The 25,287-nt window shown below is 46.4% G+C and carries 20 protein-coding genes and 2 pseudogenes; 9 read left to right on the forward strand and 13 right to left on the reverse strand.

Annotated elements, in window-relative coordinates; all coding sequences use genetic code 11:
• Positions 1–73: 73 nt before the first annotated feature.
• The 3 genes from VP504_RS19035 to VP504_RS19045 are packed head-to-tail and all read right to left on the reverse strand — an operon-like array spanning position 74 to position 5,274.
• Complete coding sequence (locus VP504_RS19035) at positions 74–3,700, reverse strand: sarcosine oxidase subunit alpha family protein (protein ID WP_325894986.1); 3,627 nt, start codon at positions 3,698–3,700, stop codon at positions 74–76.
• Entirely contained in the window at positions 3,697–3,993 is a 297-nt protein-coding gene (locus VP504_RS19040) for a sarcosine oxidase subunit delta (protein WP_325894987.1), read from the reverse strand. The genes VP504_RS19035 and VP504_RS19040 overlap by 4 nt, the downstream gene beginning before the upstream one ends.
• A gap of 30 nt (positions 3,994–4,023) precedes the next feature.
• Positions 4,024–5,274 carry a sarcosine oxidase subunit beta family protein gene (locus VP504_RS19045; RefSeq protein WP_325894988.1) on the reverse strand — a complete coding sequence of 417 codons (1,251 nt, stop codon included), beginning with the start codon at positions 5,272–5,274 and terminating at the stop codon, positions 4,024–4,026.
• A 266-nt stretch (positions 5,275–5,540) separates the two neighbouring features.
• Here VP504_RS19045 and fdhD point away from each other — a divergent pair, with 266 nt between their 5' ends.
• The 7 genes from fdhD (at position 5,541) to VP504_RS19080 (ending at position 13,867) form a co-directional block, all read left to right on the forward strand.
• Positions 5,541–6,368, forward strand: a complete 828-nt coding sequence (gene fdhD, locus VP504_RS19050; RefSeq protein ID WP_325894989.1) for a formate dehydrogenase accessory sulfurtransferase FdhD — start codon at positions 5,541–5,543, stop codon at positions 6,366–6,368.
• A 93-nt stretch (positions 6,369–6,461) separates the two neighbouring features.
• Positions 6,462–6,755, forward strand: coding sequence for a hypothetical protein (locus VP504_RS19055; RefSeq protein ID WP_325894990.1), 294 nt, complete (start codon positions 6,462–6,464; stop codon positions 6,753–6,755).
• A 59-nt stretch (positions 6,756–6,814) separates the two neighbouring features.
• Positions 6,815–7,123 (forward strand): VOC family protein, encoded by a 309-nt coding sequence (locus tag VP504_RS19060; protein ID WP_325894991.1) that lies wholly within the window; start codon positions 6,815–6,817, stop codon positions 7,121–7,123.
• A gap of 232 nt (positions 7,124–7,355) precedes the next feature.
• Positions 7,356–7,814 (forward strand): GNAT family N-acetyltransferase, encoded by a 459-nt coding sequence (locus VP504_RS19065; RefSeq protein WP_084387677.1) that lies wholly within the window; start codon positions 7,356–7,358, stop codon positions 7,812–7,814.
• Positions 7,815–7,848: 34 nt separating this feature from the next.
• Positions 7,849–8,475 (forward strand): LysE family translocator, encoded by a 627-nt coding sequence (locus tag VP504_RS19070; protein ID WP_325894992.1) that lies wholly within the window; start codon positions 7,849–7,851, stop codon positions 8,473–8,475.
• Between the two features lie 1,331 nt (positions 8,476–9,806).
• Positions 9,807–12,161: an FG-GAP repeat protein gene (locus tag VP504_RS19075; RefSeq protein WP_325894993.1), complete on the forward strand. Its 2,355-nt coding sequence runs from the start codon at positions 9,807–9,809 to the stop codon at positions 12,159–12,161.
• 582 nt (positions 12,162–12,743) lie between these two features.
• A protein-coding gene (locus VP504_RS19080; protein WP_325895446.1) for an IS3 family transposase occupies positions 12,744–13,867 on the forward strand; the annotation gives its coding sequence in 2 pieces (ribosomal slippage) (positions 12,744–12,996 and positions 12,996–13,867; 1,125 coding nt in all).
• 189 nt (positions 13,868–14,056) lie between these two features.
• Here the strand turns inward: VP504_RS19080 and VP504_RS19085 are convergent.
• Entirely contained in the window at positions 14,057–14,935 is an 879-nt protein-coding gene (locus tag VP504_RS19085; RefSeq protein ID WP_002538149.1) for a LysR family transcriptional regulator, read from the reverse strand.
• Between the two features lie 62 nt (positions 14,936–14,997).
• Between VP504_RS19085 and VP504_RS19090 the strand changes: the two genes are divergently transcribed.
• The gene (locus VP504_RS19090; protein ID WP_129124377.1) at positions 14,998–15,990 is read left to right on the forward strand and encodes a nitrilase family protein; all 993 of its coding nucleotides are present in this window, start codon (positions 14,998–15,000) and stop codon (positions 15,988–15,990) included.
• A 287-nt stretch (positions 15,991–16,277) separates the two neighbouring features.
• On the opposite strand, the gene VP504_RS19095 is transcribed toward VP504_RS19090, so the two are convergent.
• The 7 genes from VP504_RS19095 to VP504_RS19125 all read right to left on the reverse strand — a co-directional run bounded on the left by VP504_RS19095 (position 16,278) and on the right by VP504_RS19125 (position 20,818).
• Positions 16,278–16,691 (reverse strand): GNAT family N-acetyltransferase, encoded by a 414-nt coding sequence (locus tag VP504_RS19095; protein ID WP_002541868.1) that lies wholly within the window; start codon positions 16,689–16,691, stop codon positions 16,278–16,280.
• 39 nt (positions 16,692–16,730) lie between these two features.
• The gene (locus VP504_RS19100) at positions 16,731–17,264 is read right to left on the reverse strand and encodes a cysteine hydrolase family protein (protein WP_281546258.1); all 534 of its coding nucleotides are present in this window, start codon (positions 17,262–17,264) and stop codon (positions 16,731–16,733) included.
• Between the two features lie 163 nt (positions 17,265–17,427).
• Positions 17,428–17,838, reverse strand: a complete 411-nt coding sequence (locus VP504_RS19105; RefSeq protein WP_325894994.1) for a VOC family protein — start codon at positions 17,836–17,838, stop codon at positions 17,428–17,430.
• Between the two features lie 450 nt (positions 17,839–18,288).
• On the reverse strand, positions 18,289–19,053 hold the full coding sequence (locus VP504_RS19110; protein ID WP_325894995.1) for an alpha/beta fold hydrolase: 765 nt from the start codon (positions 19,051–19,053) through the stop codon (positions 18,289–18,291).
• A gap of 134 nt (positions 19,054–19,187) precedes the next feature.
• The gene (locus VP504_RS19115) at positions 19,188–19,499 is read right to left on the reverse strand and encodes an antibiotic biosynthesis monooxygenase family protein (protein ID WP_031850888.1); all 312 of its coding nucleotides are present in this window, start codon (positions 19,497–19,499) and stop codon (positions 19,188–19,190) included.
• Between the two features lie 124 nt (positions 19,500–19,623).
• Complete coding sequence (locus VP504_RS19120; RefSeq protein ID WP_325894996.1) at positions 19,624–20,211, reverse strand: hypothetical protein; 588 nt, start codon at positions 20,209–20,211, stop codon at positions 19,624–19,626.
• Between the two features lie 148 nt (positions 20,212–20,359).
• A complete protein-coding gene (locus VP504_RS19125) occupies positions 20,360–20,818 on the reverse strand; it encodes a GNAT family N-acetyltransferase (RefSeq protein WP_325894997.1) in 459 nt (152 codons plus the stop codon).
• 881 nt (positions 20,819–21,699) lie between these two features.
• Here VP504_RS19125 and ltrA point away from each other — a divergent pair.
• Positions 21,700–23,129 (forward strand): annotated as a pseudogene (ltrA, locus tag VP504_RS19130) (group II intron reverse transcriptase/maturase).
• Positions 23,130–23,350: 221 nt separating this feature from the next.
• Here ltrA and VP504_RS19135 read toward each other — a convergent pair.
• A pseudogene (locus tag VP504_RS19135) lies at positions 23,351–24,006 on the reverse strand (QnrS family quinolone resistance pentapeptide repeat protein).
• Between the two features lie 29 nt (positions 24,007–24,035).
• Positions 24,036–24,842: a sulfite exporter TauE/SafE family protein gene (locus VP504_RS19140; RefSeq protein WP_325894998.1), complete on the reverse strand. Its 807-nt coding sequence runs from the start codon at positions 24,840–24,842 to the stop codon at positions 24,036–24,038.
• Between the last annotated feature and the right edge of the window lie 445 nt (positions 24,843–25,287).

Below are 25,287 nucleotides of genomic sequence, written 5' to 3' on the forward strand. Positions count from 1 at the left end.
CTAATGCAGATGGGTAATGCGTCGCGCGGCTAAGAAAAACAAAGCCCGCAAGAAGCGGGCAATGAGTATTGAGTTAGCAGTCCAGCGCCAATCCGTATTCGTCGGCAGATTGCTGTATCCAAAGCGCGATGTAGTCAGCAAAACTCCGGCGTACAATCAAGTCATAACAGTTTTCACTATGGTGACGCATAAATACCTGCCCTTTCGCGAAAGATGTGCCCACACACTTACCCATGGTGAAGTGGCTACTATTCACATCGTAAGAAACAGACTTCTTCAACACGTCTTTGGCGTGTGAGCCAGCCAGCGTCAGTAATGTCTGCCCGCCAGTCACATCGGTGATTTGGAAATGCCCTGTCAACGCTTCCCGAAGCTTCTGCTCAATGGTGCCTGCATCCTGAACAAAGCTGAGGACCAGCCACTCATCTGGCGATTGCCACCAAACCTGTAGCGAATCATTCACTGATGAGGTACAGGGCGAAACAGGTAGCGTCAGCCCCAACACACTTTCCACGGCGGCAGAGAACTCTGCAGTGGGCTCACCACGTAACACAAGGTGGCTAACACCAACTCGCTCGTGTAAATGCACGCCCGGTGAAGATGGGTTCGACTTACCAAGATGATGCACAGGTGTACGCTTAATCGGCTCATAGTTTTCTGACAGTGCCAATACGTCATCTTCATGCGCATTTAATGGCTTTTCATTCTTGGTGTCGTAAAACACTGAGCTGCAAATTTCCGCCTTGAGTGTTTTACCATTGGCCAATGGGAAGTAAACATATTCCCCCATACGGTTGAGGCCATCTTTGATTAGGCCAAATGCAATGGAACGCCCCAATACCGCACTGTAGTAGGATGAGGACACGTGCCCAACCATGGTCATAGGAACTGGTTGGTCAGGGTTATCCACTGCCTGCGCCCCTTCTGGGATTACCTTGTGCGATTCCACGCATTTAAGACCCACCAGCTGTTTTCTGTCGGTACGGGAGGTGTCCTCCCGCGACCATGAACGACGTCCCAAGAAGCTGTAGGTTTTCTGTTTACCCGTTATCCAGCCCATATTGAGATCCTGCGGTGTCACCGATCCATCGGTATCCTGCCCGACAATGATAAAGCCTTTCTCCGCACGAAGAATGTGCATGGTTTCGGTGCCGTAAGGAGTGATGTTGTAGGCTTCCCCGGCTTTCATCACCTGCTCCCACACATAGAGGCCATAGTTGGCATTCACGTTAATTTCGAACGACAGTTCACCGGTGAAACTGATGCGGAAAACACGAGCATCCACGCCTGCCACTTTCATCGGCTTCCAGCTCATAAATGGCATGGCCTCTTCTGAGACATCTTCATTCCCAACCAACTGACGCAACACGTTGCGGCAGTTAGGACCAGAAATCGTCATGGTCGCCCATTGATCAGTCACACTGGTGAAATAAACTTCCAGCTCTGGCCATTCGGTCTGGTGCCACACTTCCAGCCATTGCAGCACGCCTGCTGCGCCGCCCGATGTGGTGGTCATGATGAAGTGAGAATCAGATATACATGACGTCACACCATCATCGAACACCATGCCGTCTTCGTGACACATTAGCCCATAGCGGCAGCGTCCCGGCGCCAGCTTGTCCCAACCGTTGGTATAGATACGGTTCAGAAATTCACGCACGTCTTTACCCTGAATGTCGATTTTTCCGAGTGTTGATGCATCCAGAATGCCGACACTTTCGCGGGTAGCCTTACACTCACGCGCCAAAGCTTCATCCATGGTTTCCCCGTTTCTTGGGTAGTACCAAGGGCGTTTCCATTGACCTACGTTTTCGAACAATGCCCCTTCTTTGACATGCCACTCGTGCATCGCGGTGTAACGCGCAGGATCAAATAGCTTACCCACATGCTGTCCAGCCAGTGCGCCAAAGGTCACAGGCGTATACATAGGACGAAAAATTGTGGTTCCGGTTTCCGCAATGGATTTGCCCATCGCATTGGCGGCAATCGCCATTCCATTGATGTTGCCCGTTTTACCCTGATCGGTACCAAAACCCATCGCGGTGTAACGTTTAATGTGCTCTATGGATTCGTAACCTTCCCGAACTGCCAGCTCAATACCTGCAGCTGTGACATCGTTCTGGAAATCAACGAACTGTTTTGGTGCTCGACTGACAGGTAAGCGATGGGGGACCAAATACATCGCCATAGTTGCATCAGCTTGCAGCGTATCGACAACCGGGACTGACATATCAGCCAGTTCAACCCCCAAAGCATCCGAAATAACCTTAGCTTTGGCTGCCCCGTCCTGAATCACTTCAAGTAACGCACTCTGTCCATTGACCGACCCTGCGTAATCCATCCCTTCAACGGTATTTGAAGGCACAAAGCCAGCAATATCATCGCGCCAAGTTGGACGACCGCCCGTGTGACAACTGAGATGCAGCGCAGGGCTCCATCCGCCGCTGGTCGCCACTGTGTCGCAGCTAAGCACCTTGATTGCGCCATTGACGCTCTTTCCATCACGGTCGATTGGCGCAATTTCAGCTCCAGTAATATGGCTGCCACCTTGGAGGTTAGTGATGGCATGGCCATACAATACAGGAATACCTAAAGCTTTGGCTTCTTTCACGCGGTCGCCATCTGAAAACGAGCGCGTATCGACAATAGCCACCACTGTCTTACCGCTGTTGTGCCACTCAATCGCAGTATCATAGGCTTCGTCATTGGTGGTCATAACTACCAGCTCATCACCGGGTACAACCGCATATCGACGAAGGTAAATCTGAACGGCCGATGCCAACATACTGCCTGGCAAATCGTTGTTACCAAACACTAAAGGACGCTCAATCGCCCCTGTTGCCAGCAGGACATGTTCTGCACGGATATGATGGATGCGCTGGCGAACTCCGCTGACTCCATCGCCCAAATGATCGGTAAGCCTTTCCACAACACCCACGAAATTGTGGTCGTAGTAGCCAAACGCCGTGCTTCTTGGCAATAACATGAAGTTATGATCAGCATTGAGAAATGCCAGAGTCTCTGCGACCCAATCGGTCGCGGGATTACCGTTTAACTTCTCACGGCAATGCAGCAGGCTACCGCCAAATTCGGACTGTTCATCCACCAGAATTACACGCTGACCCAAACCCAGCAACTGTCTTGCTGCAGCCAGACCTGCAGCACCTCCGCCAACAATGAGTACTTCACAATGCTGATGCATGTGATCGTATTTGTCCGGATCGTTCGCACGTGGAATTTCTCCCAGACCCGCAGCCTTACGAATATGCTTTTCGTATGTCGGCCAAAGAGATTCGGGGTACATAAAAGTCTTGTAGTAAAAACCGGCAGGCATCATTGCACCGCCAATTTTCCCGACCACCGACAGGAAGTCCTTATCAAGACTTGGCCAGGCATTCGCCACGCGAGCAGTTAAGCCATCATACAGTTCGGTCTGTGTCGCGCGCTGATTTGGCAAAGAGGTCGCTTCATTAGAACCAAGCTGCAAAATCGCATTAGGCTCTTCCGCACCAGCGCCCAAAATGCCGCGTGGGCGGTGATATTTGAAGCTGCGTCCTACGACTTTTACACCATTGGCCAAAAGGGCAGAAGCTAACGTGTCTCCTTTATGTCCTTGATACGCCTTACCTTCAAAAGTAAAGGTGAGAGACGAGCTACGGTCGATACGTCCGCCTTCGTTTAAACGATTTACCTGACTCATTCACCTGCCTCCTCACTTTCTTCGGGAGCGGACTCACCGATTTTGTATACTGCTTCAATTTTGTAAGTCACTGTGTTGCGTTGCACGTTGAAGAACTTGCGACAGCCTGCGGCGTGATACCACATTTCACGATGGCTGCCTTTGATGTTCTTACGGTGGAACAGGTAATGTCCCCACTCTTTATCGCTTAAGGCTTCCGGCTCCAGCGGGCGCACGATATGTGCCTCACCGCCATAGCTGAATTCGTCTTCTTCTCTGTATTCGTCACAGTAGGGGCAATAAATCCGTAGCATTTGCGTTCCTTTCCCTATGGTCTGTTGACCCTAATGCGCAACACCGGCAGCGCCGTGTTCGTCAATCAAATGACCCGTTAAAAAACGGTTGAGGTTAAATGGTGCCGCGATGGGGTGCGGCGAATCATTCGCGATGGTGTGTGCAAACACGTGGCCTGAGCCCGGCGTGGCTTTAAAGCCACCGGTGCCCCAACCGCAGTTGAAGTAGAGCCCTTGAATGTCAGTTTTACTGATGATGGGACAAGCATCCGGGCAAGTATCGACAATCCCACCCCAGTGGCGGTTCATACGTACCCGGCTGAGGAATGGGAACATCTCAACGATCGCAGAAATAGTGTGTTCGATAACAGGGAAGGATCCACGTTGCCCAAACCCGTTATAGCTGTCGATACCTGCACCAATCACCAAGTCACCCTTGTCCGACTGACTAATGTATCCATGAACAGCATTAGACATGATGACGGTGTCGATACATGGCTTCACAGGCTCAGAAACCATCGCCTGCAAGGGGTGAGATTCCAGCGGCATCGTCATTCCCGCCATGCGCGCCAACTCACCAGAGTTACCCGCGACGACACAGCCAACCTTTTCTCCACCAATAAAGCCACGTGAAGTTTCGACACCTTTCACCTTACCTTCTTCAATGCGCAGACCTGTCACCTCTGTTTGCTGGATTAAATCCACGCCCAACTGGTCAGCAGCGCGGGCATATCCCCATGCAACGGCGTCATGTCGAGCAACCCCGGCACGCGGCTGCCAACTGGCGCCCAGCACCGGGTAACGCGCATTATTGGAGCAATCGAGAAGCGGGACTAGCGCTTGAACACCTCTGGTATCCAGTACTTCACTGTCGATACCATTTAATCGGTTAGCGCTGACACGACGTTCAATGTCACGCATGTCTTGGAGGTTATGACCCAAGTTCAACACACCGCGCTGACTGAACATCAAGTTGAAGTTAAGCTCCTGTGAAAGGCCTTCCCAAAGTTTGAGTGAGTGCTCGTAAAGATGAGCAGCTTCATCCCAAAGGTAATTCGAACGCACAATCGTCGTATTACGCGCCGTATTACCGCCACCGAGCCAGCCTTTTTCAATCACCGCGACATTCTTAACCCCACACTCCTTCGCGAGATAATAGGCCGTCGCAAGGCCATGGCCGCCACCACCAACAATAATCACATCGTAAAGCGGTTTTGGCGTTGGGTTTCGCCATGCGCGCTGCCAGTTTTCATGGAAAGTGAGCGCATGTTTGAACAGCCCGAATCCTGAGTAATCTGTCATTCCATTGTCCTGAATTCCGAAAAATCTAACGCCGTCACCGAATTTGTCACGGCACTGAAAAGTGTAGTCTTTTCATTGCTATCAGGCGGAAAAACGCCACCGTATTTTAGGCATGGTAAAGGGGTGATCTCGGCAAGAAATGTGCAAATGCGCCCGCCCGAAATGCGTTTGCGACAAGTAGTGATATCACCTTTTCACTCATAGGTTCTGCGCGGTAAACTGGATGGCGCTATGATTCGTGAGAAACCCACTATTCGGGGCAGAGAATGACCAATAGAAAAATAAAAGACAACGACGCGCATCCGGATGCGCCACTTCCTCCGCACTCTTTGCATCACTACATCGATGACGCAAGTCAGGTCACATCGTTTGCTACCTTACCGACAGAAACTCCGCTTGCTATTGGTTACAACGGTGTCAGTCATGCTGTGATGATGGTAACACCACAGGATATTGAGGACTTCATCTACGGTTTTTCCTTCACTGAACGGATAATACGTACCGGCAGCGAAATCCACGACATCAACATTCAGCATAGAAGTGATGCGCTGATAGCCGATGTTCAGCTTGCCAACCGTGCGCAAGCGAGGCTTTCCCTGACCAAACGGCACTTAGCTGGCCGCACTGGCTGCGGTATTTGCGGTACCGAGTCCCTCGACCATGCCATTCCCAAGCTCGAACCTTTACCTTACGTCGAAACCTTGAGTAACGACAGCGTGTTGAAATTACGGGAATCACTCCGACACTGGCAATCGCTAGGACATATCAGCGGTGCGATTCATGCGGCGATGTTGTTGGATGAAAAAGGTGACATTTTGCTGTGTCGCGAAGATATTGGCCGCCATAATGCATTGGATAAAACTCTGGGAACCGCACTTCGCAGTAAAGCACTGACACCGAATCTAGCTTTGCTGGTCACCAGCCGCTGCAGTATTGAGTTAGTTCAGAAAGCGGTTTTATCCGGTGTAGGTACACTCATCACGCTCGGCACACCAACCTCACTGGCGGTAAACACTGCGATTCAAGCCAACCTAAATCTCGTGCACCTCCCGCGACAGGATGCTCCTCGGTTTTACAACCGCGCTTCCCGCTAAGTGCCTCGCAGATTCAAACCTCGTAATGCAAAAACTTGATAGTTCGCTTTATTCTTCTGCATCAGAGCCTTAGATAAGAATGCTGGAACGAATATGGAACTCGACAGACGCTTTTATAGGTGGGGAGAAGAACGCCGATATGGAAAGTTTTCCCACATCATCCGTACGGCGCTTTTTTTTAGCATCGTTCTGCTATCAGCGCGCCTAACCACACTTTTTATCTACGAACCTGTATCCACCATTGATGTCTTCTTTATCCACTTCCCATCCCAATTGCTGATGATCATATTGGTATCAGTACTCCTTGGTACACTTGGATGGTACATAAAAGAAGCACGATACAAATCAAAAGCAAGACGCCGCGGTTTGCCCATCACATCGCTGTAATCCGCGCAAAAAGTCCACATTTCAAGGCAAGCGTCTCATCATCGCGTCCGAGAGGAAACATGCTTAACATTCTAGGCATAGTTCATCTCGTTCTCAGAACTGAAAAACGCGATACGATATTCACACTTTATACTCTCGCACTCGGCTGTTACTTGGAGCGGGAAACATTCCCTGAAACAGGATTAACCCAGTGGTTCGCAGGAAGCGCGTTGATTGACGTTGTCGACATTCATAGTCATCTGGGAAGGCAAGGATGCGGTGCTCCAACAGAGACAGAGAACAATCTGGATCACCAGTGCCTACTGATCTTTCCAATCAATGAAAACAGGATCTTTGCTCATTTCGACCAACACGTCATTGAGCAATGATGGTTTTGTGTACCGTCATGGTTCAAAAGGTCAAAAGCATTCCATCTACCTTACCGGACCTCATAGTCATACGGTCGAATTTCGTTGCACGAAGATCGGTCAACCTAATTGGCTTGACTCGGGTTTTCGTTGTGTGAACACCAAACACAGAGTCACGTTCGGCAAATAGGAAATTTATGCTTCTTTCGATGATGTTTACGAAAACCACCCACCAGCAAAGGGTGTCTAACTGATGCCTTCTAACATGACTTTTAGCGAGGTGACTCCACAGCACATTCCAGCTTCACTACTTCTAGAAGCAGACCCTTCAGCATCCAGTATTGCTTCCTACATACTCGACTCCTGGTGCGTAGTTGCTAGTTTTGGTGACAAGGTTGTGGCCGCATGTGTTGTGAAGCCCATCGGCGACAAGCGCGCTGAGTTGTTTAACATTGCCGTTTCCCCAGAATTTCAGGGTAAAGGCTGTGGAACACAACTGCTTCGTTACATGATCCAGTTTGTTCGTGCGAAAGACATGAAGAGATTAGAACTAGGTACGGGGACATTTGGCTATCAGTTAACTTTCTATCAGCGTATGGGGTTTCGGGTGTTTGATGTTGTCACAGGCCATTTTTTGGACAACTATGATGAACCCATTTGGGAGAATGGGGTGCAACATAAAGATATGCTGAGGCTTTATCTGGATCTGTAAAACCTACTCAATCAAACTTATGGGAGTGTTTTTAGTGCTGCTAGAGACTTTTTTGCTTTATCTCTTTGTCTCATTTTTCTATGTGACCAGTCCGGGTCCAGCTATTTTGTTGGCCATCCGCAATGGTCTCACCGGCAAAATGTCAGTGGTTGCTACGTCAAGCTTCGCCAACATCGTCGGATTGTTCATTCTGTCGGTGGTGTCTATGCTTGGCCTTGGCGCACTCTTGATGACATCTTCCTTCGTCTTTACAGTATTTAAAGCCATTGGTGCTATTTATCTGATTTACCTTGGCATCAAGATTTTCCGCTCAAGTCGAATAGGCAATTCAAAGGTAGAAGAGAGTGACAAACCGAACAAGCGCTATCGCCATTACTTCGGTGAAAGCTTGCTATTGGCGATAACCAACCCCAAAGCCATCGTCTTTTTTGCGTCCTTTTTTCCGCAGTTTCTGGATACCAGTGCACGTGTCGCACCGCAGTTTTTCATTATGACGCTAACCTTTATGGCGCTCTCTTTTGGTTCTTTGATCTTTTATGGCGGAGCCGCAAAGTTGATGAAGCAGACTCTGGCAAAGCTTCAGTTTATTCGCTGGTTTAACAGGGTTACAGGAACATTGTTTGTCGGACTGGGTATCAAACTGGCGTTGACCCAGCGGTAAGTTTATATCTTGAATTAATGTTCTTTGCATAAACTCTAGCAATATAAGTAGCTTGCAATTATTTCAATGGGTTGTGATAAGTATGTTGCTCTTAGTAACCCCGTACAACCCTTCGTAAACTGCCCCAATTCATGCCCCTTTTAGAAAAAGTGTCCCATTTCGTGCCCCATTTTTAGAGGTGGAGCTGGAAGGTAGTCGGAGATAATAAAAAGGCCTGCAGTTTCACAACTACAGGCCCTTAGGTCAGATTCAGCAAAGCTTGATTTCCTATCCCATGAGTTACTCTTTGATGTTCGGGCCTTCATTCACCTTCAGCATAGCCACTAACTTCAATATGGTCTGTCGAACCTATATCTTCGTGTCATCTGAAAGCTCCGTCCCTTCCACTAACATCAAGTCTAGTAACGCACTCAGTTCAATGATTAATTCGTCTACATCCGCTCTGGGTAGCTCTATTTTTTACACCAACCTTATCCCCAGCCATGACCTTCGTTCCATTTTTTGAATTTTTACGTTAACACTAGACAACGCGACAATGGCACATCAATAGCTGCTACTGCTCTTCAATTAGACTTACTCAACCTTTTAAATTATCGGACAATAGCCCCAACTTTTATTCATAGAGTTCAATAAGAAGTTCAATGTCAGTTAATGCATACAAAAGGTGATAATTAACAGTATGTTAATGTTAGACACTGATTAAAATGCCCAGTCTTTCATTCAAATCAAATAAAGGAACCGTTAATACACTTGTCAAAGTATTCTCAAATAAGATAACTCACTTATTTTTATCAATAATTTTTTGCGTATCAACACAGCCACACTTTCAATTAATTCCGATAAAACAGGATACACACTGAGCGTAAAAGCCGTGGCATAAGTCATACTCAATGCCCTTTCGTTACTCTGTGTACCTCTGGAAGTTCTCAGCAGCTGGCAGCTTCAGCACGCTTCTGCCCCAAAGCCAGTGTCACTGAGTCCGTCATGGCGCGGAAAAAAGAAAAACAAAACAAAACAAAACAAAACAAAACAAAACAAAACCAATTATGTTGAAGTGCGCCGCATTCTTTAAAGGAGTGGTGTGTCTCAACTGTGAAACTTTCTTTCTGTATTTCACCAGATTTCTCTCAGTAACTGTCTGCTTTAACAATTAATCTGATTTCCACAGTGTCTCAGTCTTATTTGTGAATCAATATTCTCATCGTTGAATTCCCCTCAATCTCTTCTAGCTTATTTTTCGATACGAAATTATACGCGCACCCGATTTGTGGGTGTGCTGATGGACTTAACACGCTTCACAACCATTAGACGTAATTTATCGAGGACATAGGATGTATTTCTTCAAGAAAGCGATATGGGTGGTGCCGGTATTCTCGCTCGGACTCACCGCTTGTGGGGGGGATGACGCAAATACGACAGCCTCCGTACCGGGGGACGCGAATAGTCTCCCTTTACCGGGCGCACCGGTTTTAGCACAACCGACGGTGGGGGCGCTCACAGGTGATGCTTATCCTGTCACCTTCAGTTGGAGTAGCGCCACGAATGCGGCGGGCTATTTCCTGTGTAGAAAAGATGCATCACAAGACGATAACTGTGCAATGGTGGGCGAAACGACGGCCCTTACATCGCTGACTCTGCCTCTGAGTTTGGACACGCCGGCTGACTATTTTGTATTGGCCAAAAACAGTTCGGGCTCAACGGCGTCTACTGAGATAGCCGTATCGCTTCCCAAACCAGAGATGCCGGTTTTAGCGAGGCCACAGGTGGGTGCGTTCAACGATAGTTCTCGTTTTTACCCTGTCACCTTTAACTGGGATAGCGCCAAGTATGCGACGCACTATACCTTGTGCAGAGAAGACGGATCAGAAGACGATAACTGTCAATTTCTATTAGAAACCGAAGCTAACAATACCTCGCTTACTGCCAATCTAAATTTGGACGAACTGGCTAATTATTTTGTATTGGCCTCTAACGGTACAGGCAAAACAGCGTCTGGTAAGCAAGCCCTCTCTCCCGCTCCTGGGCAACTGAATTTAGCGGCCCCGAATGTGGGTGCGCTCTCAAATGGCTATCATCCTGTCACCTTTACCTGGGATAGCGCCGAGCATGCAACGGGATATACCTTGTGCAGAAAAAATGATGCACTCGATGATGACTGTGAAAAGCTGGGCGAAACGATTGACACAACATCGCTTACTCTGAGTTTGGGCCCACTGAAAAATCATTTGGCTGAATTTTTTGTGCTAGCCGAAAACAGCACGGACAAAACACCGTCTGGTTACGAATCCTTAACATCATCAGACCTGACAACATTGATAACCTACATCAAGGCCTCGGATACCTCGACGAGTGACTATTTTGGCAACTCGGTATCGGTGTCAGGGGATGGCAACACCCTCGCGGTGGGGAGTATTGGAGAAGATTCCAATGCCGATCTCACTAACGCTACCGGGGAAAATAATTCCGGCGCGGTGTATGTGTACCGCTTTGCCAGTGGCCGTTGGTCGGAGGAGGCCATCATCAAGGCCTCGAATGCCGGGGCAAATGACTATTTTGGCCACTCGGTATCTTTGTCATCGAATGGCAACACCCTCGCGGTGGGGGCTTATGCGGAAGATTCCAATGCCGATCGCTCTAGCGCTACCGGGGCTGGTGATTCCGGCGCGGTGTATGTGTACCGCTTTGCCAGTGGCCGTTGGTCGGAGGAGGCCTTCATCAAGGCCTCGAATGCCGGGGCAAGTGACCAATTTGGCTACTCGGTATCGGTGTCAGGGGATGGCAACACCCTCGCGGTGGGGGCTCGCTATGAAGATTCCAATGCCGATGGCTCTAGCGCTACCGGGGCTGATAATTCCGGCGCGGTGTATGTGTACCGCTTTGACAGTAACAATTGGTCGGAGGAGGCCTTCATCAAGGCCTCGAATGCCGGGGCAACTGACTATTTTGGCGGGGCGGTATCTTTGTCATCGAATGGCAACACCCTCGCGGTGGGGGCTTATGGGGAAGATTCCAATGCCGATGGCTCTAACGATACCGGGGCTAGTGATTCCGGCGCGGTGTATGTATACCTCTCTGACGGTAGCAATTGGTCGGAGGAGGCCTTCATCAAGGCCTCGAATACCGGGGCAAGTGACCAATTTGGCTGGGCGGTATCTTTGTCATCGAATGGCAACACCCTCGCGGTGGGGGCTTATTCGGAAGATTCCAATGCCGATGGCTCTAACGATACCGGGGAAAGTAATTCCGGCGCGGTGTATGTGTACCGCTTTGCCAGTGGCCGTTGGTCGGACGAGGCCTTCATCAAGGCCTCGAATGCCGGGGCAAGTGACCAATTTGGCACGTCGGTATCACTGTCATCGAATGGCAACACCCTCGCGGTGGGGGCTACAAAGGAAAAGTCCAATGACACCGGCATTAACGGTAACGAGACCGATAATAGTGTAAGTAGTAGAGGCGCTGCGTATGTGTACCGCTTTGACTTTAACAAATGGTCGCAGGAGGCCTACATCAAGCCCAAGTATAATACCCTTACAGGTGACAATTTATTTGGCCACTCGGTATCGGTGGCAGGGAATGGCAACACCCTCGCGGTGGGGGCTATCTATGAAGATTCCGGTGCCACTGGCATTAACGGTGACGGAAAAATTGGCGGTGGAGGTGATACCGGCGCGGTGCACATCTACTAGCCCATACCAATAGTCACAATGGACGCGCCCAAACACGGTGTTGCACCAGACCGAGAGGTGAAATCCGTGAATCGGGCGCGTCCATATCTATCCCAATGGCTCGGTTTCTTTTTGTGGGCTCAGCCGCCAATGCGCTAAAACAACAAAGTGAAAAGCGAGTGTCACTTTGCGTAAATAGCGCTAAGAATTGGTCGATGGAGAGCACAAAAGCTAAGTCGGAATTGGCCAAAAACTGTTTAGAAAAGGGATTCGCGACGCTACCAACTCACCGCCTCATTCAAGTACCGCAATTTGTCGTTCACCTGAATGCCCCGCTGATTCTTACCCACATAGCGCTGGCGCGACTTCACCGACCGTCTCAGGTCTGTTTGTTTGATGGATATACAAGGATTTTTGCGATTAAACCTCCCAATATTTTTCTGGGTTTCCAACATCAAAGCGGTATCGGATTGCTGGAGTGCCAGCCAATAACTCGTCATCAAGTCCCTACAGCGATCAACGATAGAAGTGGCCCCCAAATTTCGGACACGACTTTAGGTGATTGATCTGTTCTGATAGTCCCCAGAAAGACTGGAGCAGATGATGACAAGAAAACGTAGAAACCACTCACCCGAATTTAGAGCGAAGGTAGCGCTTGCCGCCGCTAAAGGTGATAAAACGGTTGCCGAGTTAGCGCAACAGTACAACCTGCACGCTAACCAAATCTCAACATGGAAGAAAGAGCTGCTGGATAATGCGGCCATGATTTTTGCTTCTGAAAGTCAGTTGGGCCAGGATAGCTCCGAAGAGGTGGATAAACTCCACGCCAAGATCGGTCAGTTGACCATGGAAAATGATTTTTTGGCGAAAGTGCTCGGTCGTTAGACCGGGCCCAGCGAAAAAACTCGCTGGTTAAATCGACCCCATTGCCGATAAAACGCCAGTGTGAGCTTCTCAATATTGCTCGCTCTACGGCTTACTATCACCCCATCGGACTCTCTGATGAGGAAATGGAATTGCGCCGTATGATTGATGAAATTCATCTGCAATATCCGTTCATGGGCAGTCGGCGTATTCGAACTGAGCTGGCTAAAAAGGCGCGTCACGTTAATCGCAAGCGTATCGTACGTATCATGCGCGAAATGGGCATAGGGGTGATTTATCCCAAACCCAAAACAACACTGGCGAACAAAGCACACAAGGTTTATCCCTACCTGCTGCGTGATATCGATGTTGCTTATCCAAACCAAACTTGGGCGATTGACATCACCTATATCCCCATGGCGAAGGGGTTCCTGTACCTGGTGGCCATTATCGACTGGTATAGCCGCAAAGTACTGGCTTGGCACTTGTCGAATACGATGGATACAAGCTTTTGCGTTGAGGCTCTCGAAGACGCACTGCAACACTACGGGCCGCCCGATATCTTCAATTCAGATCAAGGCAGCCAGTTTACTAGCACTGAGTTTACTCAGAGATTCATTGACCATGGTGTACGGATAAGCATGGATGGGAAAGGACGCTGGGTCGACAACGTGTTCATCGAGCGATTATGGCGTAGCTTAAGATATGAGGAGGTTTACTTAAAAGCCTATACCACACCCCGAGAAGCTGAGCTTGAAATCGGCAACTACATGGTGTTCTATAACGAAGAGCGCAACCATCAGGGACTCAATGACCTCACTCCTGATGAAGCCTACTTCGGTAGGCAAAGATACGCAGCATGAGCTGGATCAAACACTTTAGAAATTAGCTTGTGTGTCCAACCAATGGGGTCCACTTCTGACGCTGTAAATTGGAATTGGACAAAAATGGCTTAGAGTTGGAACTCTAAGCCATACAGATCAGATAAACTGGGGTAGGGGAAAATCTAGGTTACTACAGCCTACGAGTTCGGTGGCCATTCACCTATAGAATCAACTACGTTCAATTTGCATCTTCTCAACAAATTGAATGAAATTATCTTTTGCAAAGCTCTCTAACTGCTTATTCCAAATTAGGCCGACATCCCATGAGCTACTTTCCCCGGGCAGTTCCCAAAAAACGACGTGCTCATTCGCAATATGCTTTACACTTGCTGGAACAATAGTGAAGCCCAAATTTGCTGATACTAGTGCCAACAATGTTTGAATATCATCGGCCTCCTGAACTACATTAAGTTTTTTCTCATGCTCCTCTAATAGCATGTTAATTTGTTGGCTTAGCCCCTTACCTCGCTCAGGGTTAAGCTGTAAATAATCGATTGAATCTAACGAAGACCATAATTTGTTTTTGTCTATGATTTGGCTTCTATGTATCGCAAGCACTAATTGATCTGTACAGAGCTTCACGCCCGTCAGCGGAGCTACAGCTGGTAGTCGACTAAAGCTAAGATGAAGATCCCCCAGAAGTAGGAACTCTGACTGCTTTTGAGATGGTATATCGTTAAGTGTAATGTGGATCTCTGGGTAGTGTTTTTTAAACTTAGCTATGTAATCTGGTGCAAGGTGGTAGGAAGATATACCAAAACCTATATTAAGAGTTCCTGCAATTCCCTTGGCGACTCGTTGAGTTAGAGATTTATAAGATTCAAAACTCGATACAATTCGTTGCGCTTCAGGTAAAAGAGCTACGCCTGCCGCAGTAAGACTGGCTCCTTGTCTTCCTCTCTCAAATAAAACTACTCCACAAAAAGCTTCAAGGCGCTGAATCTTCTTAGTTAAAGCTGACTGAGTGATGTGTAAGTGCTCTGAAGCTACTCGATAGTTACCATCTAACGCTAACTGGCAGAATGCGCGTAAATCGATAAAATCCATTCCATAAGGTCATTAAATATAGGAATTTTATTCATTATACGGAATCAAACGACCTTTTTAAAATGGTTGATATTCACCAAGTAAAGGGAACAATTATGAAAGATATCCGTGTTGCGACTGTCCAATTTAACCACCATGCGAACGATAAAAACTACAACTTATCGGTCATTCAAAGTTACGTAGAAAAGGCGGCTAAACAAGGGGTAAAAATCATCGCATTCCCTGAAATGTGTGTGACTGGTTATTGGCATGTTTCGAAACTTAAAAAATCAGAGATCAATGATTTGTCCGAGTTCATCCCACAAGGGGAAACATCTCAACGCTTGCTAAAAATGTCTGAACAATACCAACTCAGCATAGGAGCAGGTTTAATTGAAAAGGACAAGGACGGAAATTTCTATAATTCTTACATAATGGCCATGCCTGATGGCCAGATAGCCAAACACAGAAAGCTGCATACGTTTGTCAGCGAACACATGAGAAGTGGTAATGAATACACTGTATTTGATACGCCACATGGATGCCGCGTAGGGATCCTGATTTGCTGGGATAATAATTTAGTCGAGAATGTTCGAATAACAGCATTAAAAGGGGCTGATATCCTAGTCGCGCCTCATCAAACAGGCGGCACGAACTCTCGCAGCCCCAATGCGATGGGGTTGATTGATCCCGAGCTTTGGCATAATCGTAAACAGAATCCAGATTCGATTCGTTCTGAAATGCAAGGTTCTAAAGGAAGAAAATGGTTAATGCGTTGGCTACCCGCGCGTGCCCATGATAATGGCATGTTCCTGATCTTTAGTAACGGTGTTGGGGTTGATATGGATGAAGTTAGAACGGGGAATGCGATGGTGCTCAATCCCTACGGCGAAATTATCGCTGAAACTGGCTGCGTCGATAATGATATGGTTATTGCTGATCTCAATGCGAAAGATCTAAATATGTGTACAGGCAGACGCTGGATCAGAGGTCGTAGACCTAATTTATACGCTCCCTTAACGATGGAAGGGAATGAATTGACGCCTTATCAGGCAAGATTCTCGACACTAAAATAGATGACGTAACTTATTGAGTGGTCGCCAACGAATAATACGTTGGCGACCATTAATATATTGTTTCATAAAGAGCCCCTAACAAACTTTGGGGCAAAAACGTGCTAGAGCAGATCGGCCTAGCACGAACATGGACAGAAACGGGTTGGAACTAAAGCTCTATAGCGTCTACTTCGGATAACTTCAGATTAGGAAAAACAAAGTAGACTGCTTTGTTGTTCGAGAGCATTGGCTGCTGACGCAGCCAAAAGAATGCTATTGCCTATTAACCGGAGAAGGGCTCATATGTGTTATAAGCGACTTTTTCTAAGCCTCTTATACATTCCATAAGCTTCTGGCGCTGTGTAATTAAAGCCTAACTTTTCGTAGAACTCTGGTTTGTCGGCTATTAGTGATACGTAAGAGCCGTCATTTGCCGCTTTTTCGAGATAAGACTCTATTTTCTCCATAATCGTCTTACCTAAACCCAAACCCTGATGGTTTGGATTGACTGCTATATCTACTATCTGGAAAAAGCATGCCCCATCACCGATAACTCTCCCCATGCCTACCAAACCATTAGAATCTCTAACACATACTGTATAAAGCGAGTTACTTAAACCTACATGTGCCGCTTCAAGTGATTTAGCAGACAGGCCAGCATCCAATCTTAGTTGACAATATTCTTCCGAACTTGGAGTTTGCTCCAGTACTTCATAATTCAAAACTGAAATTTCCTTGTAGCTTATAACAACTTATTAGCCCTATGCCCAAAGGTTGTGTGCCTCTACCGCTTCGATTTTGACACCGAAACTCGAAATATTAGGCAACGTAGCATTATGGTGCTCTCGAATTTGAGCCCCACTGGCGTGTTCCTTATCATGAGTTGTATGAGCATCCGAAACCAAAGTTACGGGATAGCCTAAACCTGCTGCTCTGCGAATGGTGGTATCAACGCAAAACTCTGAGGCGTAGCCGCACACAATTAAGCTATCTACATCGAGTTCATTCAAAACACTTTGAAGATTAGTATTTAAGAACGAGTCTGGTGTTGTTTTGCGAACAATATAGTCACCAGTTTGTGTAATTAAGCTCGACTGCAATGCCCAACCTTCACTTTCGTATTCAATAACAGATTTAGGTTGCTCGTGCTGGATAAAGATAACTGGAACAGACTTAGCTCGCGCGAATTTCGTAACCTCATTAATTTTGGTGAGTACGATTTGTGATTCAAATGGTTGAGGTTCCGGGTCGAACAGAATCGACTGAACATCAATAACTAATACCGCAGATTTCATTATTTTCCTCTGATAGGGCTAACGCCCGGTTAAGTGGTGAGTGACGCACCACCGAACTAAAATTAAACACCGCAATCACATAAGCCAATATTGACGCCAAAAGTGCCGAGCGTTACGAATCCACTTGAACCGTTTGTTAGGCAACGCAGCTGATAAGTGCACATCACTTACAACGATACATACCACAGATTTTATGTCCGTCTAGGTCCAAGAAGTAGCACAGATGTTTTTTACCCGTAGAGTTATCACGTAAGCCCGGAGGACCTTCAATGCTAGTAGCACCGTTGGCTATGGCAACTGAATGGAACTCTTTTACTTGTTCTGGCGATTCACATGCAAACCCAATAGTTGAACCATTAGCTGAGCTTACTGGTTCACCGTTTATCGGCTCAGTGAGGCAAAACGTAGACCCATTATGGAAATAGAAAAATCGTTTCTGCCCCGTATCATTCACGTTGTCCACTGACTCTGTGACTCCAATTACGGTTAGTACGGAATCATAGAAACTTTTCGACCTTTCAATATCATCAGTCCCGATCATAATATGACTAAACATCTCAATTTCCTTATTCATGTTTAATAACAGATTACTTGTTGAGGATCAGTGAATGAAACCTACGCAAGACTTAGTAGCCTAACGCCTGCCAGCACAGGCAAAAAATGGCGAAGCGGTTTTTTGTCCTGTGGCTGCATTTGTTAGCCCTTGCTCCATGTCTCTCGCGGCTTGCCGCCAGCACCTTTTGAAAAAGTTACCGCATTTCGCTTTACCGCAAACCATGTTTAAGTCACCAAGAAACAACAACCTGAATGCGAATTCAAATGCGTAATTAGAATTTCAGACACGTAACGCAAACAAAGATTGTTCACTGATTTCGGTACAAACCTTCGGGTATGAAAAGAGGGATTTAGCGACTAAACCTTGAGACTCAAAAGTCTAAAATTGATGGTGTATAACGCTAGTTTAACCTTCGTTTATTGGAGCATAGGGAAAATAGGCGTCAGATTGTAAATTTTGTTAGCAATTTCAAGAATCTAATATTAGTTTTTCAAGCGTGCTTGCAAAAAAGATAGGGCACTCCAGCATTGGATAATGTCCTGATTCACTGCACTCAATAATTTCTAAATCGTTGTACCAATCTGAAAAAAGCTCTTGAATAGTCCGTTTTTGAAATGCCGGTATGTCGTATTTACCGACGATTACGCGAACTGGTATTTTAAGCCCTTTAACCTTGTCACTGAAATCTGTTTCTAAGAACATTTCCATGTATCCAGCACGAGCTTCTGGAGCAGAAGCGTTATTTGCTAGCTTTAATTTAGTATCTAACCAAGTGGCATTATATCTTTCACCTGTTCTTAGATTGATCGCATTACGTATTTTCCCATCGTCAAAGACACTGGCTCGTAAGATATTTGCATCTTCTAAATTAATCTGGATTCCTGATGCAGGGACGGGGGTAATTAGGAGCATTTTTTTTAATAACTCAGGATTATCAACAGCAATTTTTTGAGCTACCATCGCTGACATGGAGTGTCCAACAATATAAACGCTATGAATACCAAGCTCACTGACTAACCGTTGAACATCTTCTGACGCCTCTTGGCAAGTGTATTGACCTGACAAATCCTTTGATAGCCCATAGCCTCTTAAATCAACAAAAATCCATTTGAATTGCTTAGTATTGATATAAGGCAAAATTGGATCATAGTTGGAATGATCGCCTAACCATTCATGCAGCACAACTACATGTTTCGCACCTGTACCTATTGTTAAAAATCTGAGAGTAGTCATATTTTGTTTTTAATTGCTAACGCCCTGTTAAGGTGTGAGCAACGCAATACCGAAGCTCCCGCATACCACCTAAAACACTAAACGCAACGCATAGCAAAAATGCCAAGCGTTGCGAATCACTCTTAAACAGATTGTTATAACCACATGTTCTCACGGACTTCATAGTGGCTAACATGACGATCTGGATTCAATTTGTACTTTTCGTCCTCTGGATACAATTTGGCGACACTGATGTCTTCACCAGAAAATGCTTTGATACATTCAAGATCTTCCCAATAAGTCAACAACGTGATTTCAGCAATATTGCCTAAATCTCGATTTAGAATTTGAGCACCGAGGAAACCTTTTGTACTGGATGTATCTTTGATTCCTGTCTCATACAGGTATGCAATAAACCCTTCTTCATACTCTTTAGGGCAAGTAGCTTTCCATTCCCTTGCTATCATAAATACTCCATTTTATGCCGTGGTTATAACGCCCGGTTCACCGCGCAAATTTTGTTGGCGGCTTTTTTGGAACAAAAAAGGTGACAAAAAAATTGTCCGGTGGAGCCGTTTGTTATAGCCAATTTCAGGCTACCGCCTTATTTATTTGCTTAACGATATTATCGCGGGCATTTTGCTTTTTAAAGATTGTTGGAATATGCAACAGAAAGCTTGCCCACTTAAACTTTTCGGTTTTTCTTTCATTGGATGCAATGTAATCACGGAGGTCCACTGCGGACTCGCGATTAAAGGCCCAAAGCACTTCACCTTTGTAGCTGAATGAATAATAAGCATCCTGAGGCCATTGAAGAATATATGGTTTTCTTGTTTGGCAATGGCTACAAGAAAATGCTCCAAGATCGAGGCCATGATTTCTGGTTAAGTACTTAGAGTGAGACCAATTTTCGGGGGAATAACCGTCAGGTAAGTCAGTGATAGCGTTAATCGAGCCACCATGCAAGTTAGCGAAATAGATAGCGCCGTGCCATTTATGCCCACAACCATCTTTAAAAATTGAGTATTCAAAGATGTCACTTTGCTTGAAAAATGGGACATCTTTTTTCAGTGAAATTTTGACGACATCAGCAAACTCGAAGATACAATGACCACCACAAGCAGGGCATTTAATCTCTACTTTGTGAGGCATGGGATTCCAATCGTATGTGCCGGTCATCTCAGTTCCTTAAAGCTATAACGCCTTGCTAACAAGCGACAACGCGATGCCACTTAACTTAAATATTGTGCCATAAACACGGAGCTAAAATTGCGACTGAAGTCGCCAAGCGTTAGGAGTCTTTGTTAAGCAATTTGTTATGTGTGGGCTAGTTTAGGTACTTTTGCCAATGTAGCTGACCTTTCAAAACCACTCTGTAGTCTTCGTAGTTGCGCGAGCTGTAGAGTTTTTTAGCAGCAACATTATCATCACCGACCTCTAGGGTTATTTTGAGAAACCCATTGTCACGACAGTATTTTTCAATCCCATCAAGCAGAGTCTTGCCGACCCCTTTACCTTGAAATTTGTCCGAGATCATAAAGTCGTGAATATTCATTACTTTTTGTGCTCGATAAGTTGAGAAAGATTCGAAACAGACCCCAAAACCAGAGGGCTCTTGGTCTACAAAACTCACAAATCCATGGAAGTAAGGTAGCAAAAACAACTGGTTAATTACGTTCAAATCTAACGTTAGAGAAGATCCCGATAAATACTCTTTGAACAAAGACTCAAAAATATCTTTGTCTTCGAAACTTTCTACATCGATGCGTTTTACTATGATTTTCATATTCAGTTCCACTAAAGCACATAACAACTTATTAGCAGGCATAAAGCCCGTTTAGTCCAAAACCGAGATGCCCGATTAGTCCGCGTACACTTAAGTCACTTTACCATATAGCTTAGTAGAATCAGTGGATTAACTTATTGGCTTGTGGTCCAAAAATGAGAAATCGGGCGTCCCGAATTTAAAGCGTTCACATTTTTACTATATACATATCCCTGTATTTTTATACATAGGGAGTGCATTAGAAAAATTTGGCCATTGTACGTCGATTCAAGTGCTGGATTGTTCGAAATGCTAACTCACTTTGGGGCGTGCGACGTGAAGTCGTATGAAGCGCTGTTCACCGCTTAACGAGTGAACCATCTGTATCACCAGATGAACCTAGGAGCCTGAATAAAGTAGCGGCTCTGACAATGTAACGAAGAGTGGTCATAGACCAATCGGGATAGGAACCGCGAGGGGATGATCCTCCTGATAACCACAAATTGGGTGAGTGCTAGGTAGTCAGTATGATGAATGTAAGTGAATCCGCGCAAGGTGCGTTATGTGATGAAACAGCGGAAGTGGTTAACACGCTGTAGCCAAAAGGCACGAGAGTCGGAAAGAGATTGCCCCATGCTCTTTCGTGATCATTGCACTCTCCGCACCATAGCGGGCATCTAACCTGACATTGCGCGACATACGGAACACGGTAAGCCTGTATCACCCCCTCTGGGAAAGCCTACATAGCCGATAGTGATGCAGGTAGAGGAGGTCGGAAAAAGCCAAGGCTGCGTTGTAATGATGCAGATACAGGCCCATGCCTGAGCACGAAAGTGCGCCCACTTCCGACTGGTCTCCCGTTGCGAGAGAATTCGAAGAACTTTATTCAAGGAGAAACGCAAATGATGATTTCAAAAGAGATTAGTGCCTCTCCTGACAGTGCTCAATGGCAGTCAATCGACTGGAAATACGTTGAGGCGCAAGTGTTAAAGCTTCAGATGCGTATCGCAAAGGCAACAAGGGAAGGTAAGCACGGCAAGGTGAAAGCCCTGCAATGGTTACTGACCCACTCTCGTTCAGCAAAACGCCTGGAATAGACGGTATCATCTGGAACAAAGATGCTCGCCGTATGAAAGCCGTCAATCAGTTGAGCAGAAAGGCATACACAGCTAAACCGCTCAAGCGTATCTACATCCCCAAAAAGAACGGTAAGTTTCGACCGCTGGGCATTCCGTGCATGATAGACAGAGCGCAGCAAGCACTCCACCTACTTGCACTGGAGCCCGTGTCAGAAACACTTGCCGACCCCAACAGCTATGGATTTAGACCAAACCGCAGCACGACTGACGCTGTCGATCAGTGCTTCAAGTGTCTGGCGCTAAAGAGATCTGCCCAATGGGTGCTCGAAGGCGATATCAAAGCCTGTTTTGACAAAATCGGTCATCAGTGGCTTCTTGATAACATCGCCGTAGACAAGCGGATGTTGGAACAATGGCTAAAGTCTGGCTTTATGGATAAAGGGCTGTTTTATCGTACCGACGAGGGCACACCGCAAGGCGGGATCATCTCTCCCACCCTGATGTTAATGACGCTCGCAGGTCTTGAGCAGCGCATCAAATCCACTGCCCTTAAAAGGGGGGCTAGAGCCAACTTTATTGGGTACGCCGACGATTTTGTCGTCACTTGCGCTTCAAAGGAAGTGCTGGAGAACGATATAAAACCGTTGATTGCTGACTTCTTGGCGGCAAGGGGCCTAACGCTATCCGAAGAGAAAACGCACATTACTCACATCAACGATGGCTTTGACTTCTTGGGTTTTAACCATCGGAAGTACAAAGGAAAACTGCTCATTAAACCGAGCAAATCCAATACGCTGTTGTTCTTAAGTAATCTGCGCGAACTCATCAAAACGCACGTAACTCTACCTGTGAATGATCTTATCAAACTGATAAATCCGAAGCTCAGGGGGTGGTCGAATTACTATCGGCACTGCGTCGCGAAACAGGTGTTCGGATATCTAGGCTGTAAACTATTCCAAGCGCTATGGCACTGGGCAAAAAGGCGTCATCCAACTAAATCTAAAACGTGGATCGCGCTTAAATACTTCATCAATCGGAAAGGCCAGTGGCAATTTCACGGTTGGCAGAAGATCTCAGGTATGGATTGCCAGTTCAATCTCTTCCAAATAGCCAAAGTGCCTATCGAGAGACATGTAAAAATCCGAAGTGCAGCAACACCTTTTGACCCTGAACGCCAAGAATATTTGGCAAAGAGAAAGTCCAAAAGGCTAGTTCGCAACACTTGGAACGATCCTGCTCTGGCTGCGTTATAAGTTGCTGGGTATCAAACGATGCCTTTGTGGAGGCTTGAGCCGTATGTAGTGAAAGTTGCACGTACGGTTCTTAGGGAGACGGCACTTGGCAACAAGTGTCGTCCACCCGACAGAAGTGAGCTAGAGGCATTGCTCTAGCTCGGATGATTTAGATTAGAAAATGTATTGGTGCCGTATATATTCTATCTTGTATGCTGCCTTTAGCCGGTATTGATAAGCATCTAATCGGGAAAAACAACAATACCCAGCGTTTCGAGAAGCTGTTCTTGCTGCCAAGCTGCAATTTTGATACCTGATGTATCGACTTTGCGGGGATCTAAACCATCGAGTTTGGCGTGGCATAAATTGGCCCCCTGTAGGCTAAATTGCCCCCAGACATCTTCGGAAAAAACACCTCAACTTAAGTCTGACTCTTTCAGTGATGCACCAGCTAGGTGAGTTTCTATCCAGCGATTTTCAAACAGCTCACATTTTTCTAAACAAACCCGCTCCATATTGGCATAGGAAAGGTTACATCCAGTAATAAAGGCTGAGCAAAAGTGCATACGATTACTCACTTGATTGGCAAAGTTTGCTCGGGAAAGTTGGCACCTTTTAAATCGCACTCACGTAACTCAATACCGTAGCAATTGGCATTACTGAAGTTTGCCATCGCAAGTTGGCATTGTTGGAAACTTGCATCGCGAAGATCTGCGACATCAAAGTGGCAGCCTTCGATATCACCCTGTTCAATGAACTTGCAGTTGACGAATGTCGTATCGCGCAAGTCAGCACGTCGAAAGTCGTAGCGAATAAATGTACAAGCAGTGAACGTGAGAGCACTTAAGTCTTTATGTGAAAAGTTGTGGCACCGATATGTATGATTGTAGGTTTCCATGAGTACTCCTTGCTGGACTGGGTGCAAGGCTATCCAATCACCTGAAAGAACATTTTTGCACTGAGCAAGACGCAAAGGATACCGATGAATTTCTTGAGTGTTTCACTTGGGAAATAGTAGGCCAAACGGACACCCACACGCGTGGTTAGATAGCTACTGATTGAAAAAGTAATCAGCGCTGGCAGATAAATGTATCCCAAAACCATGTTGCTCATATCTGTATTGTGCAAGCCGTTTATGAGATAACCAAAGGTGCCAGACAGTGCAATAGGAAAACCGATAGCGGCAGAAGTACCAATTGCCCGCTTTATCTCAACGTTTTGTTGGACAAGGTAAGGGATGGTCAACCCAGCACCGCTTATTGAAACAAGCGCAGAAACCGATCCAATTGAGAAGCCAGTAAAAATATTCCCCAACGGGCCTTGCGGATTCTCGTTATAGTGATACTCCTTCTGCCTGAACATTTTGAAAGCCACATAAAGCATGAATAAGCTGAAGAATCCCGCCAGATAAACCCCATTTAGATACGATGCGATGAAAGTGGCCAAAAATGTTCCGACAAGTACAGCGACCGACATTCTTATTGCCATTTTTGTATCCACGTTTCCTTTTCTCAAATGGGCTTTCATGCTGCCAAAGGTGGTGAAAATCATCGCAGCCATTGATGTACCCAGTGCTAGGTGGACCACATCATTATGCCCAATTCCTTGTTTTGTGAATAGAAAGGTAAAAATGGGTACGGCCATGCCTCCACCACCAACACCGACAAGCCCGGCAAGTAACCCAATGCCGAGGCCTGCTGCTATGTAGTAGGAAATAAACAGGTACTCGTTCATAAGAACTCCATTTCAGACATTCGGTTGGCTTTCTGAAATACTAAGTGAACGTAAACGTGTTGTGATAATGTTATTTGGACATTAAATAATGAAAAATGGCCATCTATGAAACGACGGTTACAGAGTGATAATTGTGACTATAGCGATTGGAGGGAGGGTGCCGAACTCATTGCCCGACAATGGTTACATGAACGTGAAGACAAGATCTCTCGCTCTCAGCGACCCTATGCAAGCCATAAGCATTATCGGGGGCAGCTAATTTGTATCGATGAAGGACTGATACAAGTTAACACCGAAGAGGGGACTTGGTTATTGCCTCCTCACCGTGCAGGATGGATACCACCGGAAGCAATGCACAGTGTCTACTTTCATGGTTCTGTGAAAGGTTGGTCACTGTTATTTTTACCTTCTGCCTGTCATCAACTCCCAAAATCCCCATGCGTTA

This window comes from Grimontia sp. NTOU-MAR1 (assembly GCF_035758505.1).
Lineage (GTDB): Bacteria > Pseudomonadota > Gammaproteobacteria > Enterobacterales > Vibrionaceae > Enterovibrio > Enterovibrio marinus.

What these genes read in the sequence shown, in the direction of transcription:
- VP504_RS19040 (WP_325894987.1), bottom strand. Translation starts at nt 3,993, where the DNA reads ATGCTACGGATTTATTGCCCCTACTGTGACGAATACAGAGAAGAAGAC.
- VP504_RS19120 (WP_325894996.1), bottom strand. Translation starts at nt 20,211, where the DNA reads ATGACCGGCACATACGATTGGAATCCCATGCCTCACAAAGTAGAGATT.
- VP504_RS19125 (WP_325894997.1), bottom strand. Translation starts at nt 20,818, where the DNA reads ATGAAAATCATAGTAAAACGCATCGATGTAGAAAGTTTCGAAGACAAA.
- VP504_RS19100 (WP_281546258.1), bottom strand. Translation starts at nt 17,264, where the DNA reads ATGAAATCTGCGGTATTAGTTATTGATGTTCAGTCGATTCTGTTCGAC.
- VP504_RS19105 (WP_325894994.1), bottom strand. Translation starts at nt 17,838, where the DNA reads ATGAATAAGGAAATTGAGATGTTTAGTCATATTATGATCGGGACTGAT.
- VP504_RS19090 (WP_129124377.1), top strand. Translation starts at nt 14,998, where the DNA reads ATGGTTGATATTCACCAAGTAAAGGGAACAATTATGAAAGATATCCGT.
- VP504_RS19140 (WP_325894998.1), bottom strand. Translation starts at nt 24,842, where the DNA reads ATGAACGAGTACCTGTTTATTTCCTACTACATAGCAGCAGGCCTCGGC.
- VP504_RS19060 (WP_325894991.1), top strand. Translation starts at nt 6,815, where the DNA reads ATGCTTAACATTCTAGGCATAGTTCATCTCGTTCTCAGAACTGAAAAA.
- VP504_RS19045 (WP_325894988.1), bottom strand. Translation starts at nt 5,274, where the DNA reads ATGACAGATTACTCAGGATTCGGGCTGTTCAAACATGCGCTCACTTTC.
- fdhD (WP_325894989.1), top strand. Translation starts at nt 5,541, where the DNA reads ATGACCAATAGAAAAATAAAAGACAACGACGCGCATCCGGATGCGCCA.
- VP504_RS19035 (WP_325894986.1), bottom strand. Translation starts at nt 3,700, where the DNA reads ATGAGTCAGGTAAATCGTTTAAACGAAGGCGGACGTATCGACCGTAGC.
- VP504_RS19110 (WP_325894995.1), bottom strand. Translation starts at nt 19,053, where the DNA reads ATGACTACTCTCAGATTTTTAACAATAGGTACAGGTGCGAAACATGTA.
- VP504_RS19055 (WP_325894990.1), top strand. Translation starts at nt 6,462, where the DNA reads ATGGAACTCGACAGACGCTTTTATAGGTGGGGAGAAGAACGCCGATAT.
- VP504_RS19085 (WP_002538149.1), bottom strand. Translation starts at nt 14,935, where the DNA reads ATGGATTTTATCGATTTACGCGCATTCTGCCAGTTAGCGTTAGATGGT.
- VP504_RS19065 (WP_084387677.1), top strand. Translation starts at nt 7,356, where the DNA reads ATGCCTTCTAACATGACTTTTAGCGAGGTGACTCCACAGCACATTCCA.
- VP504_RS19075 (WP_325894993.1), top strand. Translation starts at nt 9,807, where the DNA reads ATGTATTTCTTCAAGAAAGCGATATGGGTGGTGCCGGTATTCTCGCTC.
- VP504_RS19115 (WP_031850888.1), bottom strand. Translation starts at nt 19,499, where the DNA reads ATGATAGCAAGGGAATGGAAAGCTACTTGCCCTAAAGAGTATGAAGAA.